16 protein-coding genes and 1 pseudogene are annotated in these 18,488 nt (G+C 62.1%); 8 read left to right on the plus strand and 9 right to left on the minus strand.

From position 1 onward, the window contains the following. Nucleotides 1–5 precede the first annotated feature (5 nt). The 5 genes from B0G62_RS29030 to B0G62_RS29050 all read right to left on the minus strand — a co-directional run bounded on the left by B0G62_RS29030 (nt 6) and on the right by B0G62_RS29050 (nt 5,967). Nucleotides 6–1,340, minus strand: coding sequence for a c-type cytochrome (locus tag B0G62_RS29030; RefSeq protein WP_103707614.1), 1,335 nt, complete (start codon nt 1,338–1,340; stop codon nt 6–8). Further along, entirely contained in the window at nt 1,337–1,759 is a 423-nt protein-coding gene (locus B0G62_RS29035; RefSeq protein ID WP_103707615.1) for a hypothetical protein, read from the minus strand. The genes B0G62_RS29030 and B0G62_RS29035 overlap by 4 nt, the downstream gene beginning before the upstream one ends. Then, the gene (gene ctaD / locus B0G62_RS29040) at nt 1,756–4,329 is read right to left on the minus strand and encodes a cytochrome c oxidase subunit I (RefSeq protein WP_244193423.1); all 2,574 of its coding nucleotides are present in this window, start codon (nt 4,327–4,329) and stop codon (nt 1,756–1,758) included. Before ctaD ends, B0G62_RS29035 begins: the two co-directional genes overlap by 4 nt. A gap of 57 nt (nt 4,330–4,386) precedes the next feature. Then, the gene (locus B0G62_RS29045; RefSeq protein ID WP_244193424.1) at nt 4,387–5,277 is read right to left on the minus strand and encodes a cytochrome c oxidase subunit II; all 891 of its coding nucleotides are present in this window, start codon (nt 5,275–5,277) and stop codon (nt 4,387–4,389) included. Nucleotides 5,278–5,769: 492 nt separating this feature from the next. Continuing rightward, entirely contained in the window at nt 5,770–5,967 is a 198-nt protein-coding gene (locus B0G62_RS29050) for a hypothetical protein (protein ID WP_146055378.1), read from the minus strand. Nucleotides 5,968–6,213: 246 nt separating this feature from the next. Between B0G62_RS29050 and B0G62_RS31495 the strand changes: the two genes are divergently transcribed. Continuing rightward, nucleotides 6,214–6,645, plus strand: a complete 432-nt coding sequence (locus B0G62_RS31495) for a hypothetical protein (RefSeq protein ID WP_146055379.1) — start codon at nt 6,214–6,216, stop codon at nt 6,643–6,645. 280 nt (nt 6,646–6,925) lie between these two features. Here the strand turns inward: B0G62_RS31495 and B0G62_RS29055 are convergent, their stop codons facing one another. Then, nucleotides 6,926–7,309, minus strand: a complete 384-nt coding sequence (locus tag B0G62_RS29055; RefSeq protein ID WP_103707632.1) for a hypothetical protein — start codon at nt 7,307–7,309, stop codon at nt 6,926–6,928. A gap of 246 nt (nt 7,310–7,555) precedes the next feature. On the opposite strand from B0G62_RS29055, the gene B0G62_RS29060 reads away from it, so the two are divergent. From B0G62_RS29060 to B0G62_RS29070, 3 genes are all read left to right on the plus strand, one after another. After that, on the plus strand, nt 7,556–7,996 hold the full coding sequence (locus B0G62_RS29060) for an Hsp20/alpha crystallin family protein (RefSeq protein WP_103707619.1): 441 nt from the start codon (nt 7,556–7,558) through the stop codon (nt 7,994–7,996). 15 nt (nt 7,997–8,011) lie between these two features. After that, on the plus strand, nt 8,012–8,419 hold the full coding sequence (locus B0G62_RS29065; protein WP_103707620.1) for an Hsp20/alpha crystallin family protein: 408 nt from the start codon (nt 8,012–8,014) through the stop codon (nt 8,417–8,419). Nucleotides 8,420–8,795: 376 nt separating this feature from the next. Then, entirely contained in the window at nt 8,796–9,365 is a 570-nt protein-coding gene (locus tag B0G62_RS29070) for an Hsp20/alpha crystallin family protein (RefSeq protein ID WP_103707621.1), read from the plus strand. 84 nt (nt 9,366–9,449) lie between these two features. Here the strand turns inward: B0G62_RS29070 and groEL are convergent. Beyond that, a pseudogene (gene groEL / locus B0G62_RS29075) lies at nt 9,450–9,810 on the minus strand (chaperonin GroEL); the annotation flags it as partial. A 398-nt stretch (nt 9,811–10,208) separates the two neighbouring features. Here groEL and B0G62_RS29080 point away from each other — a divergent pair. Continuing rightward, a complete protein-coding gene (locus B0G62_RS29080; protein WP_103707622.1) occupies nt 10,209–12,902 on the plus strand; it encodes an excinuclease ABC subunit UvrA in 2,694 nt (897 codons plus the stop codon). Nucleotides 12,903–13,123: 221 nt separating this feature from the next. Here B0G62_RS29080 and B0G62_RS29085 read toward each other — a convergent pair whose 3' ends face one another. Continuing rightward, nucleotides 13,124–14,044 (minus strand): cation diffusion facilitator family transporter, encoded by a 921-nt coding sequence (locus tag B0G62_RS29085; protein ID WP_103707623.1) that lies wholly within the window; start codon nt 14,042–14,044, stop codon nt 13,124–13,126. Between the two features lie 300 nt (nt 14,045–14,344). Between B0G62_RS29085 and B0G62_RS29090 the strand changes: the two genes are divergently transcribed. Next, a complete protein-coding gene (locus B0G62_RS29090; RefSeq protein ID WP_103707624.1) occupies nt 14,345–14,896 on the plus strand; it encodes a DUF4142 domain-containing protein in 552 nt (183 codons plus the stop codon). Nucleotides 14,897–14,937: 41 nt separating this feature from the next. Continuing rightward, the gene (locus B0G62_RS29095) at nt 14,938–16,200 is read left to right on the plus strand and encodes a phosphatidylserine decarboxylase family protein (RefSeq protein WP_103707625.1); all 1,263 of its coding nucleotides are present in this window, start codon (nt 14,938–14,940) and stop codon (nt 16,198–16,200) included. 223 nt (nt 16,201–16,423) lie between these two features. Here B0G62_RS29095 and B0G62_RS29100 read toward each other — a convergent pair whose 3' ends face one another. Continuing rightward, on the minus strand, nt 16,424–16,939 hold the full coding sequence (locus B0G62_RS29100; protein WP_103707626.1) for a PRC-barrel domain-containing protein: 516 nt from the start codon (nt 16,937–16,939) through the stop codon (nt 16,424–16,426). Nucleotides 16,940–17,210: 271 nt separating this feature from the next. Between B0G62_RS29100 and B0G62_RS29105 the strand changes: the two genes are divergently transcribed. Continuing rightward, nucleotides 17,211–18,308: a DNA topoisomerase IB gene (locus B0G62_RS29105; RefSeq protein WP_103707627.1), complete on the plus strand. Its 1,098-nt coding sequence runs from the start codon at nt 17,211–17,213 to the stop codon at nt 18,306–18,308. The last annotated feature ends 180 nt before the right edge of the window (nt 18,309–18,488 follow it).

Below are 18,488 nucleotides of genomic sequence, written 5' to 3' on the forward strand. Positions count from 1 at the left end.
GCGCCCTAGCGGTGGATTGCAGCGCGCAGTCGGGTCACCTCCGCGGGCGCGACCGCGGCGGCACGGTTTCCCCATGCATTGCGCACGAAACTCGTGACCTGCGCGATCTCGCTGTCCGTGAATTGCGCGCGAAACGCGGGCATCCTGCGCGGCTCGCCTCCATTCGGCGTTTGCGGACTTTCGCTGCCTTCAATGATGATGCGCAGCGCGCTCGTCGCGTCAGCCGACAACGCGAGCGCACTTCCCGCCAGAGGCGGCGCCTTGTCGGGCGTGCCGCGTCCGTCGGCGCCATGGCATTTCGCGCAGAATGCCAGATAGACGCCCGCGCCGGGCAACTCCGGCACGCCGTTGTAAAGCGTCGCTTGGGTAGCCGCGCGGGCGGCCGCGCTATCGGTGTAGGCGCCGCTCGCCGCGCGGACAGGCAATGATTTCAGGTACGCGGCAATGGCGCGCAGATCGTCGCCATCCAGATACTGCGTGCTCGCGCCGACCACGGGCGCCATCGCACCGAACGCATAGGCGCGTGCATTGTGCCCGTCGCGCAGGAAAGCCACGATGTCCTCGGTGCTCCAGCGGCCCAGGCCGCTGCCCGTATCGCCGGTCAGGTTCGGCGCGGACCAGTGGTCGGCCAAGCCGCCGGTGAGGTAGAGCGGGCTATGCTCGGTGTAGCCCATTTCGTTGTAAGCGGGGCCGCGCGGCGTGTGGCAGGCGCCACAGTGTCCGAGGCCCTGCACGAGCCACGCGCCCCGGTTCCATTGCGCATCATGCGCCGGATCGGGCTCGAAGCGCCCGTGCTGCGCAAACAGCAGACGCCAGAACAGCAGAACCCAGCGCTGGTTAAAGGGAAAGGGCAGGCGCGTGGACGGTGTCGCGTTTGCGACCGGCGTGACGCCATACATGAAGTACTGGTAAAGCGCGTCGATGTCGTGTCTGTCGAGCGCGGCGAACGAGGGATACGGCATCGCCGGGTAGAGCCGTTTGCCGCCGGGCGCGACGCCATCCTGCAAGGCCGCGGCGAATTGTTCGGGCGAGTAGCGGCCGATTCCGTGCAGCGGATCCGGCGTAATGTTGCTCGCGTAGATCGGGCCGAAGGGGGAGTTCACGGGTTGGCCGCCCGCGAACGGCTCGCGCCGCGCGGAGTCGTGGCACGAAGCGCAATCGCCCGCTTTCGCAAGCTGCTCGCCGAGCGCGATCAGGGTGGCGTCAGGCGGCGGCTTTAGCGCCGTGGCAGCCGATGCGTCGTCGCGTTTGTCGCACGCGCCGGGCAAGACGACAAGGCATGTTCCCGTGATAGCGATCACAGCGACCGCGACGAGCCAGTTCGCGCGCGGCCTGCTCATCGCAGCGCCTCGCAAACGCGCTGTAAGGGTAGCGTGACCAACACCGCCATCGTGAACACAAGCCCGAGCGTGAAGGCGATTGAAACGGCTGTGCTGCACCACGCGACAAAGCGGAACGTTTCGCGTCGCGGCGCCGGTAACGTTGCGGTCTTTTGCCACGATGCGCGGGCGGCCAGAATGCCCGCGCAGGACAGTGCGCACGCAGCGGCGGATACGAGCGCGAGGAGCCAATGCGTCACGCTCCACGGCAACGCGTTGCGCTGCGCGACGCCGCCCGCACAGGCGATCGCCACGAGGCCGGTGCAGACCAGAACGTGCCCAGCCCACACGAGCGGCACGCCTAGCAAGCCGAACCACATGGCGGCGTGGATCGTGCGCTTCGGCGTTCGGGCAGGCGATGCGGGAGCGGATTCCATCATCGATCTCGCATCCAGTAGGGCGACAGATAGAGCACACTGAAGATGAACAGCCATACGACATCGACGAAATGCCAGTAAAGGCCGCCGATATTGAGCGCCGCGTCGCGCCGACCGTCGAAATAACCGCGCGCGATCCAGACGGCCAGCCAGCAAAGCATGATGAGGCCGGCTATCACGTGCGCCATATGAAAGCCCGTGATGGTGAAATAGAGCGAGCCATAGAGATTCGACGACAGCCCGTAGGGCCGCTCGTGCCACTCCTTGAACTGGATGCCAACGAACGCTGCGCCGAGCGCGATGGCAGCCGCCATCGCCCAGAACGCCGGGACGGTACGCGCGCGCCGGACCAGCGCCCCCGCGAGCCAGACGAACACGCTGCTCGACAGTAGCAGCAACGTATTCAGACTGCTTGCGCCGAGTTTGGGCAAGCCATCGGGTGGCCACAGCCGCGGGCTCTGCGACGCGAGGTAGAGATACGAGAAAATCAGATAGCCGAACAGCGCGGCCTCAGTCACGACCAAGGTGAGGACACCCCACCAGCCGCCCGCGTGCTCGCCGGCGCTGCCCACGGGAAGCGCCAGACTGTCATCGGCGGTTCTTGTATCGTTGGACGGCGCAGGCTGTGGCGCGAACGGCTCGCGCTGACCCAGCTCACGACGAGGCCAGAGCCAGGCGACCAGCGCCGCCGCACAGACCAGCGCAGCGAACGCCGTCGACGTCGCGGAATGCAGGAGCAGCGCGACGAACACCGCCGTCGCGGCCACGCCCAGAACGAACGGCGCCCAGGAGTCGTCGGGCATCTTCAGGATCACGTCCGGTTCGCCAGTCATCGGCGACACGCCCAGCGCCTCGCGTCCGCGATGCAGCAGATAGCCGGGGCGCGGCCCGCTCGCGTCGGCGGACCAAAGCGGGTCGCGCGAGTTTACGCTCGGAAGCACGGCGAAATTGTAGGGCGGCGGCGGAGAACTCGTCGACCATTCGAGCCCGCTCGCGTCCCATGGATTGGCGCCGGCGTGCGCGCCTCGCCGCAGGCTTACAAGCGCGTTGCCGATAAACATGGCGATGCCGATGGCGAACACGAAGGCGCCGATGCTCGTGAGCAGATTCGACGTATTCCAGCCCATATCGGCGGGATAGGTGTAAACGCGGCGCGGCATACCGAGCAGCCCGGAAATATGCATCGGAAAAAAGCCGAGATTGAAGCCGACGAACAGCACCCAGAACGTCCACTTGCCGAAGCGCTCGTTCATCAGCCGTCCCGTGAACTTGGGAAACCAGTAGACGAGTCCGCCCAGTACCGGAAAAACGTTAATGCCGAGCAGTACGTAGTGCAGATGGGCGACCACGAAGTAGGTGTCGGTGAGCTGCCAGTCGAGCGGCACAGCGGCCGTCATGACGCCGGAAACACCGCCCACGGTGAACATCAGCACGAAGCCCGCGAAGTAGTAAAACGGCGTCTTGAACACGGGCCTGCCGGTCCAGATGGTGGCGATCCACGCGAACACGGCGATAGCGCTCGGCACCGAAATCAGCATGCTCGCCGCGCCGAAGAACGCCAGTGCAAGCGGCGGCAGGCCCGTCGCGAACATGTGGTGCAGCCAAACCTCGAAGCCGATCAACATGGTCGCGACCGTCGATAAGGCGACGGCAGCATAGGCGGCGATCGGGCGGCGGCAGAACGTCGGCAACGCTTCCGAGACAATACCCATCGCCGGCAGCACCACGACGTAGACCCACGGGTGCGCGAAGATCCAGAACAGGTGCTGCCAGAGCAGCGGGCGGCCATCGGCTGCGACATCGAAGAAATGCGCGCCCGCATTGCGGTCGAGCCAGAGCATGAAGAACGCGAGGCTCACCGAAGGCACGGCAAGCAGATTCGCACACGAAGCCGTGAGCGTGCCCCAGATGAGAATGGGCAAGCGCGCGACTGACATACCGGCGGCGCGCATGCGCAGAAAAGTGACAACGAAGTTGGCGGCGCCCACGGTCGTCGAGATGCCGAGCAGCACCATGCCCAGTGCGTACACGTCGATGTTCGGCCCTGGATCGTAGTTTGCCGAAGCGAGCGGGACGTAGTTGAACCAGCCTGCATCCGCGCCCTGGCCGCGCGGAAAGCTCGCATAGAGCAGCAGTCCCGCACCAAGAAAGACCCAATAGGACAGCGCATTCAGACGTGGGAACGCCATGTCGCGCGAGCCGAGCACGAGTGGCCAAAGATAGTTGGAGAAGCCGCTCAGCACGGGAAGCGCGTAGAGGAAGATCATCGTGACGCCGTGCATCGTGAACAGCTGGTCATACTGCTGCGGCGTGAGCAGCGTCTCGTTGGGCAGGGCGAGCTGCGCGCGCATCACGAGCGCTTCGCTGCCGCCTAGCAGCAGGAATATGAACGCCGTCACCAGGTAGCGGATACCGATGCTTTTGTGGTCCACGGTACAAAACCAGCCGCGCCAGCCGGGTCGAGTTTCCCAGATGGCTTCGAGTCGGCGTACGCTTTCCGCGTCGAGGGGCTCAGTGCCCGTCTCCGGCACGCGCGAAAGGCACGCGGTTCGCTTATGTGGCACGACTGGCATGTCTGCCTCGGGTCCTGCAGCGGGGGAAGCCGGGGAGCGGTTCATGGTGGGGTCGCGTCATTGAAGCGTGTCGAGCCACGCCCCGAGATCAATGGCCTCATCGTGTGTGAGGGCGAAATCAGGCATGAGTGAGGCAGGCTTGATGCGCTGCGCGTGCTCGATCCATTCGATGCGATTTGCGGACGTATTGACGAGCGTTCCCGCGGCGATCAGGCGACGCGACGCCAGGTGCGTGAGGTCAGGCGCCTGCGCACCGTTGGCGCTTGTGCCGCGCACGGCATGACACGCCGCGCATCGCGACTCGAAGATTTGCTCGCCGCGCAAGGCAGCCGGGTTTCCAGGCGCCGCGGCGGGACTCCCTTCGCTGACCAGCCAGCGTTCGTACGCCTCAGGTGTTTCGGCGACGACCTCCATAGCCATGTGGGCATGTTGTGGGCCGCAAAACTGGGTGCACTGGCCGCGCCATACACCGGCATGGTCGGCCTGAAGCCATTGGCGGTTCGCCTGACCCGGGATTGCCTGGGTCTTGCCCGCAAGCGCGGGCACCCAGAAGGCATGCACGACGTCTGCACTAGAGAGATTCACCTCTACCGGTTCACCGGCAGGAATGTGGATTTCGTTGGCCGTCACGAAACGATTTCCGTCGGGCATTGTGTAGGTGACTTTCCACCACCAGTCATAGGCCGTGACGGTGACGGAGACGGACGGTGAGCGCGGAGGCTCGGCGATTGCGGCAAGCACGCGTAGCATGCCGATCAGCGCGACGAACAATAGCCCTGTTGAGACCGCGGTACCGGCAATGACAATGCGATTCGCGGCGTGCTCACGGGAGGCACTGTGTTCGGGGCTACCGTCGGTGACGACCGTTTCGGGTATCGACTGCGATTCCAACGATCCGCGGCGCTTCGCAATGGCCACTACCAGCAATAAAGCAACTGCGATAGACACGGCAGAACATAGTGCGATGAGCGCCCACGCCAGTATATTGACGGTCGAAGCCGCAGGGCCTGCGCTATGGAGTAGATAGGAGAGAGGGGTGGCCGCAGAGCACGTCTGGTAGAGCGCGCACGATGTTGCGACGCCCGCGCCGAAAACCCGCAAGCGCTTCTGGCAGAGCGGAGGGACGATCCAGCACATCGGCGTTCTCCGTAGGAAATTGCGCGCGCTCCGACAAAGCCCCCGGCTTGGAGCGCGGCGGAGTCCGCGCGACCACTCTCACGCCGTCACCCGCTGCGCTGATGGGCTGCGGGAAAGGGAAAATTAGCAGTAGCAGATTTCGGACCTGAGGACACCAGTTGACGGTCGTGACTGCCCAGGCCAATGCGTGATGGGCGCCCCGCGTAGCCCATCCACGAAAATGAGGCCAAATGGCGTTTTGCTATCACTGGACCACTGATTGCGCCCGCAAAGGACACGTGGCGGCGTCTGGCGTGTCCCTGATCAGCGCTCCAACCCTTCGTCGTCCGCATCCTCGTCCGGGTCGGTCGGATCCGCGCCCCCGATTTCGATGAGTTGGATCATTCGTTCTGCCTCAAGGACAACCTCTTCGCCTGCATCGATTAACGTCTCGTTACCCACCTTCCGATCTGCAATTACACGGATCGACTCGTCGCCGTCGTTATAAACGCTGACTCTCATATCTTCCTTCCCGCTCGTTAGTGAAATAAGGCGCGCGTCGCAAAATTTAGTCCCAGGGATCTCCAACATTTGTCGGCAGAGGACACGGCAGTGCGAGGAAGGCGCGACGAAACTTCACTTATCTTGATTAAAAGTCCTACCTAAATGTCTATTTAAATCTGTCTATTCTTAATTTTAAAACCCGGGTAGAATGGTTTTTGCGCTCCCAGGGACAAAATAAAGCGTGTGGCAGGTAAGGAGGCACTCATGTCCGAAATATCGCTCATTGGTTTGTTTCGATTCATTCGTGATGCAGAGGAGGCCGTTGAAGAACTTAAAAAAATCCAGCCAGAAAATGTGAGGGCACAAATTTTTGACCTCGGAGAGGGAGGCAATCCGACGCCCGCACCTTCAGACGTTTTACCGCCACAGGGGTCTGGCACCGCTGAATATGCGGGGCACGGCGAGTGTCAAAGCGTCTTCGGTCATCACGATTTCCACCGATTAGACGAAATCCATCAACACTATCAGCGTCCGAATAGCCGACGGATTCTCGCGATAATCCAAAGCCTGGGCGGGACAAACGTACTGCTGGCGCAACAACTCCTTTTCGATTATGGCGCGGTTGCGGTCAGGGGGGCGACATCACATTGGCATTTGTCACCACGCCGATTTTCTCCGCCTGAAAGAATAGAATAGCCGTCGCTAAAGGCTTCCCGGACTAAGCCTCGGGGCAAGCCAGGTCGCACAATACCAGGTTAGTTGCCAGACATTTTCGCGAGGTCATCGGCGAGCGTGATCGGACCATCGCGGAATACACAGTTTAGGCCGCACGTTGCCGGACTCCGCAGGTAGCCGGTGTCGTTGACGCTGTTCATTCCGCGGGCGGGTAGCGAAGTTCCGTCCCCGAGGGTCATGTTCCGGTCACGCTCGAGGCACACTCCGGCTACCGGCCCGGCCATTCCGTCCGCCGTCCGGATCACTGGATCGGCGGCGCCACGCCCAGTTTCTCGGCGAGCATCCGCTCGTACACACCAAAATGCAGATCCACTTCGGACTGATCCACCGTGGTGACGATCAGGTTGATGTGGTCAGCCGGCAGGCCGAGCACGCCCGCGACAAATGTTTCGAGTTGCGGAGCACAAACCTTGTCCTTGGCGATGGTCGTCCCGATCGTGACTTCATAGTTTTTTTCGTGCCGGCAGACCACTTCCACGATGCGAGCGCGGGCGCTCATGTTGTTGTCGACCGCAATCCGGATGACGTCCACCGCCTTGCGCATTGCTTCCGTTGGAAAACCCTTGGTCGAGCGCAGCCGAACGCGGTGTGGGCCCAAGGTCAGCCAGTCGGTATCGAATTCCACGATGTCCTCCATTCGCAGTGTTGTTCCGCCGCGATGATAGGAACTATCAAAAAATTTTCAAGGGCAAACCGCTATTTTTCCCTCTTGAAATTTTCGTGGCAGTTCCTATCTTGGATTTCGCTCAGGCAGACGCGCGTGTCCCGATGTTCCGTGCGCTGCGTGTTTCGACTTGTTATGCCAGATGGCAGGCGAACTGGAGCGCGTAGGTCCGTTCGCCTCCATGTATCACGTGAGGAGAACAGCATCATGAGCGATCTCTACTTTGGAACTGACCTCTTCAGCGAGTTCGACCGGCTGCAGCGGCAGATGGCGAACCTCTTCGGTACTTTTCCCTCCAGTCTTCGGGCGAGCCGCTTCGGCATGTTCCCGCCGGTCAATATTGGTGCCACCGACGATTCGATCGAGATTGTCGCGTTTGCACCCGGCATCAATGCGGCGGAACTCGACGTGTCGATCGACAAAGGGCTGCTGACCATCAGCGGTGAGCGCAAGCCGGCCCCACCGGATACTGGCGAGGACACACGCGCTTATGCGCAGGAGCGCTTCACTGGCGCGTTCCGGCGCGTCATCGAACTGCCGGAGAACGCAGACCCCGACAAGGTTCAGGCACGCTACGAGAATGGTTGCCTGTCGATCGCTATCGGCAAGCGCGAATCCTCGAAGCCGCGAGCAATCACCGTCCAGTAATCCAGGGAGCCGAAAATGAGCGATACCACCGAACTGAGCAAGCGCGACCCGTCGGCGATCACGCGCAGCGAAAGCGGGCCTGCCGCGCGGCGGATGACGATTACGCCCGCCGTCGATATCTATGAGGACACCCAGGGCGTCACGTTGTGGGCCGACCTTCCCGGCGTCACCCGCGACAAGCTCGATGTGCGGGTCCATGACAGCAGTCTCGTCATCGAGGCGGAGGCGGTCGTGCCGACACCGGCCAATCTGCGGCTGCAGCATGCCGAGGTCCGTGAGCCGCGCTTTACGCGCACGTTCACGCTCTCCCCGGACTTCGATACGTCGAAGATCGAGGCGAGTCTGCAGGACGGCGTACTGAAGCTCACGGTCCCACGCCGCGACGAGGCGCGCCCGCGGCGGATCGAAGTGCGGACGGGCTGAAGTCGGCGCGCGGGCAGTCACGGCAGGAAGCATACCGGGTGGCGGCTGCCTGGCTGCCACCCTCCGACAGCGGAGGCCGGGGCAAGCCAGCCGTTCCCGACAGCCTGGTATATAGCCAGGATTGAACGTGAGGGCCGACCGGCATCTGCACCAGCGTGCACAGCGCGCCGTGGTGGCTGAGCACTGCAGGTGCAGCGCGTCGCTGTCTTGCGCCGTGAGGCGGCCTGGAAAGGAGCATTCGCGGTTGCGGAGAACAGGATGGCTGAGGCAGCCGCGCCTGACACTCAGTCTGAAAACGTTGACAGCGGAAAAAAGCGGGGGCGCCGGCGCCATGAGCGCAAGACGGTTCTCCTGCCAGATACCAGAGGAGGAAACGATGAACTCCGATCCGAAAAAGTGGAATCCCTTCAAGTTCCTTCGCGGGCCGGCGCGCAAGTCCGATGCGGACAGCCCGGAGAGCCCGCCGGCGAACGAAACCGAACCATGGCGCGCCTCGCTGCCCGACATTGCGCGACTGTTCCCACGCGAACCATGGCGTGCCGTGGAGGCGTTTTTTCACGACCCGTTTGCAGGCCGTGGCGCGCTAGAGCGATGGTTCGGCGACTTCAGTTCATCGCGCTTCCAGCCCCGCATCGACGTTGTCGATGAGGGACCGGTACTGCGCGTGACCGCAGAACTGCCCGGGATGGAGCGCGAAGACGTGAAGGTGAGCGTCGAGGACGGCGCGATCGTGCTGCGCGGTGAGAAAAAGCAGGATGTGCGCAGTGAGGAAAACGGCTGCTACCGGCTGGAGCGTGCTCATGGACGCTTCGTGCGCACGATCCCGATGCCTGAATACGCCGATCCCGGTCGCGCCCTGGCAAAGTTCGACAACGGCGTACTCACGTTGACCGTGCCGAAAACGGAGCCGGCGCCGTCCACGAGTCGCACGATCGATATCGGTTAGGGCGAGCATACAGAGCACCATGACGGAGGGCGAAAAAGAAGACTGGGCCGTTAGCTCAGTTGGTAGAGCAGCGGCTTTGAGCCTCGTGTCGTCCTTGCGCACTTCGACGCGCTTCGCGCGCCCGAGATCCGCGAGCGTTGCCTTCTGCCGTTGCTTGCCGGTTTCCTCGGAGATGACGGTTGCAGCCGTGAGGATCGCGATGTCCTCAAGCATCGCCTTGCGGCGGTCGCCAAACCCGGGCGCCTTGACGGCCGCGACTTTGAGGATGCCTCGCACCGCGTTGACCACGAGCGTGGCCAGTGCTTCACCATCGATATCTCTTTGTCGTGCAGCAGGATCAGGGCGTCGTCCAGAGACGCCGCCTGCTTGTCCGGATCGCTGATGAAGTAGGGCGCACGTCGCCGCGGTCGAACTGCATCCCTTCAATCATGTCGATTTCCGTCTCTCTGCCCGTTGGCTGCTTGCTCCCATGGGTGCCACGATCGGGACCCTCGACGAGAATCTGCTTCCCACCACCCGTTATCAAAAGCACTGCGGCGAGCAATTGGACATGCCGGGGTTTGAGGCCACGAACGCTGATACGGTCCCCCGGTTTGACGTAGCGTCCGATCACGTCCCCAGATGAGGCGGCACATGACCCTGAAGGCGTCCGTCCAGAATCAGGCCGTCGATATCGCCGCGTGGATTGAGCAGGAGTTGTGTTACTCGGCCACGTCGTTCGGACAAACAGGCTGGGTCGATCCAGGGCATTATCGGGTTCCGGGTCGGGTATGAATGGTGCGGGAGGCGTCGCAAGATTCGCACCTGGACACGACTGTCTGTCACTTGCACTGCGCTACTGCCATGAAGAAATCTCTTCAGAATTCAAACGGGGCTCCTGGCGATACTGGATCGGCTCTGAGTACGGCCCCTGCCGGTTTCGTGCGGGTTCGAGGAGCGCGCGAACACAATCTCAAGAATGTCGAAGTCGATATTCCAAGAGATGCGCTCGTAGTCTTCACCGGGATTTCGGGCTCGGGCAAATCGTCGCTCGCATTCGGCACGCTTTACGCGGAAGCGCAGCGACGCTATTTTGAATCCGTGGCTCCCTACGCCCGCCGGCTAATCGAACAGGCCGGTGCGCCCGATGTCGATGCGATCGAAGGCCTGCCGCCCGCCGTTGCCCTGCAGCAGCAACGCGGCGCGCCAGGCGCGCGCTCGTCGGTGGGCAGCCTGACGACGCTTTCGAGCCTCGTGCGCATGATGTATTCGCGCACCGGCAGTTATCCGCCGAAACAACCGATGCTCTACGCGGAAGACTTTTCGCCCAACACGGTGCAGGGCGCCTGCCCGACTTGCCACGGCCTGGGGCGTGTCTACGACGCAACTGAACGCTCGCTGGTCCCAGATGACTCGCTGACTATCCGCGAGCGCGCTATTGCCGCGTGGCCGCCCGCCTGGCATGGCCAGAACCTGCGCGATATCCTGGTCACGCTGGGATATGACGTCGATACGCCGTGGCGCGAATTGCCGAAAAAAGATCGAGACTGGATTTTGTTCACCGAGGAACAGCCGACTGTTCCTGTCTATGCTGGCTTTACGCCACAGGAAACGCGTACGGCGCTCAAACGCAGGGCCGAGCCGAGCTATCAGGGAACCTTCTCTGGCGCGCGCCGCTACGTGTTGCACACCTTCGCCAACACCCAGAGTGCGTTGATGAAGAAGCGCGTATCGCAATATATGATCAGCAGCGAATGCCCGGCGTGTCACGGCAAGCGACTGAAGCCGGAAGCGTTGTCCGTGAAGTTCGGGGGGCTGGACATCGGCGAGTTTTCGCGACTGCCCATCGAGCGGCTCGCCGCCTTGCTCGAACCCATCTCGCGAGGCGAGTGGCCGTCCGACGTTACGTCGAGGTGCGGCGCAACCCTTGACCGGGATGCAACGCGCGACGCCACCGCGCGGCGCGTTGCCGCGGGCGGCTCGGAACATCGTGCCGCGCCCGACGTGCGCCGCACGCCCAATTTCTCGGACGAAAAGCGCGTGGCCGCGCAGCGGCTGGCGATCGAATTGCTCGCTCGCGTGAAGACGCTGATTGAACTGGGCCTGGGTTATCTGGCGCTCGACCGCGCAACGCCGACGCTGTCCGCGGGCGAACTCCAGCGGCTGCGGCTGGCAACACAGCTTTCGTCGCAACTCTTCGGCGTCGTCTATGTGCTCGACGAGCCATCAGCCGGATTGCATCCCGCCGATGGTGACGCGCTGTTCGAAGCTCTCCAGCGGCTCAAGGCGGCGGGTAATTCGCTGTTTGTGGTCGAGCACGACCTTGCGCTGATGGAGCGTGCCGACTGGCTCGTCGATGTCGGCCCGGCGGCAGGCGAGGCGGGCGGGCATGTGATCTACAGCGGTCCGCCCGCTGGTCTCGAGCATGTTGCAGGGTCGCATACGCGCCGCTATCTGTTCGCCCACGCTGGGCGCGATGAACGCGCTGGCGCTGCCGCACCGCGTCGCGAGCCGCATGAATGGCTGCGCATCGAAGGAGTGCGCCGCAACAATCTGCGCGATCTGGACGTGGCCTTTCCACTGGGTTGTCTGAGTGTCGTCACCGGCATATCGGGCTCGGGAAAATCGAGTCTGGTGAGCCAGGCACTGCCCGATCTGGTGGCGATGCGGCTGGGCCACGCGGTTGAAGCGTCACAGGACGATGAAGCCGATCCATTACCCGCCGCCTTTCAAGAGCCGACCGATGGCCGCATCGTCGCGGGAATGGAGCGTATCCGTCGGCTTGTGAGCGTCGACCAGAAGCCCATTGGCCGTACGCCGCGCTCCAATCTCGCGACCTACAGCGGACTTTTCGACCACGTGCGCAAGCTGTTTGCGCAGACGCCCGCAGCACGCAAGCATCGCTACAGCGCAGGCCGTTTTTCCTTCAACGTCGCCCAAGGGCGCTGCCCGACCTGCGAAGGCGAGGGCTTCGTGATGGTCGAACTCCTGTTTTTGCCTGGCGTCTACGCGCCCTGTTCGACCTGTCACGGCAATCGTTATAACCCTCAGACGCTCAACATCCGCTGGCGCGAGCGCAATATTGCCGAAGTGCTGGCGATGACAGTCGATACCGCGTGCGAGTTCTTTTCAGGCGAGGCGCAGGTCATGCGCTCACTCGACGTGCTGCGCGAAATCGGACTTGGCTATCTACGGCTCGGTCAGCCGGCAACCGAGTTATCGGGCGGCGAGGCGCAGCGCATCAAGCTAGCGACTGAGCTGCAGCGCGCGCAGCGCGGCAACACGCTTTATATCCTCGACGAACCCACCACCGGTTTGCATCCCGCCGACGCCGATCGTTTGATGGTGCAATTGCATGCGCTGGTGGACGCTGGCAATACGGTGATTCTCGTTGAACACGATATGCGGGTGGCGGCGCAAAGCGACTGGATGATCGACATTGGGCCCGGGGCGGGGGACCAAGGCGGTCGCATCGTCGCGAGCGGTGTGCCGGAAACGATCGCGCAGTCAACGCAGAGCCGGACCGCCCACTATTTACGAGCGGCGCTTGGTTTGTAGCAGGCTCACGGCAAAAGTGGCGGCCGGTAACGCCATAAGACTCCCCGTCACAGCGTTAGCCGCCGCGAACCGTTGCTCGCGCAGGTGGGCGCCGGCATCAGCGTGCCGCTTGGGTATGGTGGGGCATGACGGCTCTCACGGCTCGGTCGAGCGACGGAAAAAGGGCACGGGCCATTACCTTGCGCAGAGGTATTGCCGCGGCCCGACGCAAGCAGTTCGCTTCAGACCGGATGCTCGCCGTGTTCGCGCAATTCGGGTTCAAAGAAAACCCAGCGTGCAGAAGGGAAGGCACGCTGCAAATCAGTCTCGATCTGGTCGATGGTACGCACGAGGTCGTCGGCGTCGCGCTGATGTGCCAGTTCAGCCTGAACAGCGACGACGTGGCTGTCCGACCAGCGAAGGACAATGAGGCTCACAATCCGCTCGACTTCTGGGCGCGCGTCGAGCCACTCGCGCATATCCTGGCGCACATGTGCATGGGCCGATTCGCCGACTATCAGCGACTTCGTTTCGCGCAGCGAAAACACGGCGGTGACCATCATGACGCCGCCCACTCCAATGCTGCCGATCGCGTCGAATCCCGCCCAGCCCGTCAATGCGGCGAGGGCAGTGCCCATGAGCGACACTGTCACGCCTGCAAGAGCGGCGGTGTCCTCGCCAATCGAAAGCATGGTTTCGATCTGTCCGGTTTCGCGAAACCAGCGCCAGAGGCCTCCCGCACGGCGTTTGCGGTCGATTGTACGGATCGAGGCGCGTAGCGCATTGCCTTCGATGACCGCGGAGACCAGCAGAACTGCAACCGCGATCAGCGGATGGTCGAGTGCGGAGTGATGCCAGAGACGCCAGGCGCCGATCCCCACCGACAGCAAGCCGCCGACGATAAAAAACTGCAGCGCGACCAGCATGGCGTAGAAATGCGTCTCGCGGCCAAAGCCGAACGGATGCAGCTCGTCGGGGCGCTCGTGTGCGGCACGGCGTCCGGCGATCAGCAAGATCTGATTGAAACAGTCGGCGCTGGAGTGCACGGCTTCGGCGAGTGTGGCGCCGGAATGGGTGTAGAGCGCGGCGGCGAGTTTGCAGATCGCTACCACGACATTCGAGAGAAGCGCGTACCAGACGGCACGGGGAATTGTGGCGGGCATCGTCGCAGGCACAAGAGAGAAGCGAAGGACTTGAGCCCCGGTACATAACTGAATGCTTGCCGAAGGCTTTCAATCAGTTGCCTGTCGCAATCGGTGTGCCACGGGCGACAGCGGCGTCATTCGTCACGTGCGCGCCATAGCCGGGCGCGCACGCACACAACGCGCCCACGTCGGTCCAGTTCGCGTCTTGTGCGGGTAAATCCCGAGGGCATGCTGATTGCGGCTTCGCCACACCACCCAGACACGCATCGCTCGACAACGTGGTGCGCGTTCCTTGTATGCCGAATCTGGAGAACCGAAATGAAAATCTCAACTCAAACCACGCTCGCCGCTCTCGGCTGTTCGCTAGGACTGCTTGGCGTATCGCTTTGCTCGCAGGCGCAGCAAACCGAAGCCGCTTCGACGACGGCCGCGAATCCCTTGCCTCAGGTCGACCGCGACTTCATCCAGACGGCTTCGATGGCATCTTCCACCGAAATCGACGCGGCAAAACTGGCCACGCACAACACGCAGAACAAGGACGTGCATGCCTTCGCACGGCACATGATCGTCGATCATACGAAACTCGCCATGGAGCTCAAGATGGCCGCCCCGCACGGTGTAACGGTGCCCAAGGACAACTCCGATACCTCCGTGCTCGACGCACTGCGTCCGCTAAAGGGTGCGGAGTTCGACAAAGCCTACGCACAGAAAGTAGGGGTGGAGGGGCATAAGGATGCGATCCAGGCTTTCCAGAAGGAAATCGCCGACGGGCAGAACGCCGACATCAAGAAGGCGGCCCAGAAAGCCCTGCCGACCGTCGAGGAGCATTACCGTATGTCCCAGACGCTTGCACAAAAGGTAGGCGAATAATCACCTGGTCGCTCCAATTACGCGTAGCAGGGAGGTGAGGCATGGACGCCAAAGCATCCAACAACACGCAGACGACGTCCAAACGACGTCTTGGCAACTGGCTACCGGCGAAAGAGGAGATAGCAATTGCCTTTCGTGAGGAAATTGCCGCTGCGGCATACGAACGTGCTGGCACGACGCCGCGTTCGCTGGTAGTGCGTCAGCTCGCGGATCTCATCCATGGCGATACGGTTTTGCGTATGCATCTGTCTCGCGCAATTGCACAGGCCCGTGATGCCGGATTTACGCTGGGTTATACGTCGATCGACGAACTGCTGAGCATCATCGACTACCTCTCGACCTATGCGCCACCGTTCAATGCCTCCGTGCCGATCGCCACGCCGCTGAACCTGGTGCTCGACTGGCCGATGTGCATGCCGTCGGGCTACCTCGTTTTCAGGGATCCGGCGTTCAATGCTCAATTGCGCCGTGTACTGGACTACTGGTGCGGCTTTCTTTCCGGGCCGCATTCGCGTGAGCACCTCACGACGTCAGCGCCGCATGGCTGGTTCAGCGAGGCCGCGCAACAGAAGATGCGGCTAGACGAATTCGTCAGCGACCGCTCGCAGCCACATTGGGGATTCGAGTCTTGGAACGCGTTCTTTACACGCCGTCTGCGTGATGGAGTGAGGCCGGTTGCGGCGCCCGACGACCCTCATGTTGTTGTCAACGCCTGTGAAGCGTCGCCTTATAACGTCAGCGAAAACTGTCAACTTCACGACCGCTTCTGGATTAAAGCGCAACCCTATTCCCTGCGGGAAATTCTCGAGGGCAGTCCTGACGATGTCGTGATGCGCTTTTCGGGCGGCACGGTGTATCAGGGATATCTGAGTGCGTTCAACTATCACCGCTGGCATGCGCCGGTTGCGGGGCGAGTGCGCGAGGCCTATAACGTCGACGGCACGTTTTTTTCGGAAGTGGAGGCCGAAGGAACGGACGCGCGCGGACTGAACGACTCGCAGGGCTACACCACGGCGGTTGCGGCGCGAGCGGTCATCGTGATCGAATGCGACACGCCCGCGGTGGGGCTGGTCGCCTGTGTGTTCGTCGGGATGGCGGAAGTGTCTTCCTGCCGTATCGTGGCGCTACCCGGACAACATGTAGAAAAGGGCGACGAACTCGGTTTCTTTCAATACGGCGGCAGCACGTATTGTCTAATCTTCGAGCCGGACGTAATCGAACAGTTCGAGCCGAAACCGCCGTATCACGACGATTCGCCCCCGCTTAAGGTCAATTCCAGGTTGGCCACGATGCGATCGGGCTAAATCGTGAGCGCATGAAGCGCGATGAGCGTCCTGCACATGCCTGGGCCGCCGAAACAGGCCCGGGACTCGCGACGCTGTCTGCCGACAACGACCCCAGCGGCATCCTGAGTTATTCGCTTGCGAGCGAGCAGTTCGGATTCGAGCTGCTCGTTCCTCCGTTAGCGGTAAAGCAATATGGACGAAAACCCTCCTCTTGGCCTGAACGGTGGTACTGCGCGGGCCATTACAGCTTTACGCCGCCGGCTTCGGGCGGCTCCGGCGGTCCATCGTCGAAGGCCGCACCGGTCTCAATCCGTTCCGCGTGAGCCAGGGGATCGTTGTGCCAGTGGGGTTCAGCGTGATAGTACTCGTGTACGTGGGTCGCCCAGCCGAGATCAGCCATGCTCGGCCAATGATCCTTGTCGAAGCCCGGCGCATTCCTGACGTGCTCTGCGGTAACGTTGAGCAGGAAACACTTCTGCGTGGTGTCGAGCGTGAGTGAGGACCACGGCAAAGCCAGCAGCTTATCTCCGAGGCCGAGGACTCCACCACTGGACAAGACGGCGTAAGCAATGCGCCCGCGTTGCACGTCAAGCATGATTTCCTTGATCTTGCCGAGATCCTGGTCATCCGAACTCAGCACGCGGTTTCCCTCCAGCGTGCTGGCGGCCATGATGTCGGGTCCTGGACCGGTAGCGGTATCGCTGCCTTTTCCGATGATGCGCGCACCGGTTTGAAGGGGTTGCGGAATGGTTGCCATGTTGGCCTCCTGAGTAACCGAATGGAGCGGCTAAAAGTAGTGCTTGAGCAAGCTACGCGCCTGACGTCGGTGGAAATTGCTCGTATTCCGGCCATCTCATTTGCTCTGCATTCTTTACAGACTGCGCGGGGGGAGGCTTTGCCGATGTGCGTGTGATCGTAGGCAATGTGGCGGCGCTGGAAACCGGCGCGGCATCGATACGGGCGACGGCGTCACGGCACGCGGATTGCTAAGCGTTTCGCCAGGGCAACGAGCGACGGCGGAGGCAACGGTGAAAAAGAAACACAAGAACACCGACGCCGACGCGCGGGGCTTGCCCGGAGGATTGCGCTACGTCGACGATTCGCACGGTGGCTATAGCCGTAGACGGTCTCACGGAGCTTTCGCCTACTTCGATACGCGGGGAAAGCGGATCGACAACGAGCTCGAGATCCGACGCATCAACGCACTGGCTATTCCGCCGGCCTACACCGATGTCTGGATCTGCCCGGATGCGCGCGGCCATCTGCAGGCGACCGGGCGCGACGCGCGCGGCAGAAAGCAGTATCGCTATCACCCTGAATGGCGCGCCACGCGCGATGCCGACAAATATGAGCGTATGCTCGCGTTCGGCGCAGCACTGCCCAGGCTGCGCGCGCGCGTCAAACGCGATCTGGCGCTTGGCGGCATTCCGCGCGACAAGGTGCTCGCGACTGTGGTTCGGCTGCTCGATACCACACTGATTCGGGTCGGCAGCGAAGAATACGCCCGCGACAACCGTTCGTATGGGCTGACGACGCTGCGCAAGCGCCATGTGAAAGTATCCGCACAAACGCTACGCTTCAGGTTTCGCGGCAAGAGCGGTATCGAGCATGATGTCGCCGTCAGCGATCCCCGCCTCGCACGCATCATGAAGCGCTGCATGGACCTCCCGGGCCAAGAACTGTTCCAGTATCTTGATGCCGGGGGTGAGCGCCACAGCGTCGATTCATCGGACGTCAACGCGTATTTGCGCGAGGCCACAGGCGCCGATTTCACCGCCAAGGATTATCGGACGTGGGCGGGCAGTGTTTTCGCGCTCGCCGTATTGAGCAAGCTTGAATGGGACACGGTGGCTGAGGCGCACAAACATGTGGTCGAGATGATCAAAACCGTCGCGCAACTACTGCGTAATACCCCCGCGGTCTGTCGCAAGTGCTATGTCCATCCAGCGATCATCGCTGCGTTCGAGGCGGGTGAACTGACGGGCCTCATTTGCACCGCTCGACGAAGTGGCCTGAAGAATGGCGAGGCCGCGCTCATCGCATTTCTCGGCAAGGATGCGAGGCGGCACGCGCGGGACAGCCGTGAGTTTCAATTTAGCGCAACGTCATGTCTCGGATCGAGATAGTGAGTTCGGATCGAAAGAGGAAGCCAGTCTTCAGGAAGACAGATACTGTTGAGTACGGAATGGCTATGATTTGACATAACATAAATTATCGAAGTTTTGCATGTAGTAGCTTTATAGAAATGTCGTGTTCTAGCCAATTAGAAATGTCGCGTTTCGACCTCGGTAAGCTTGTCGGTTCCC

This window comes from Paraburkholderia eburnea (assembly GCF_002917095.1).
Classification (GTDB): domain Bacteria; phylum Pseudomonadota; class Gammaproteobacteria; order Burkholderiales; family Burkholderiaceae; genus Paraburkholderia; species Paraburkholderia eburnea.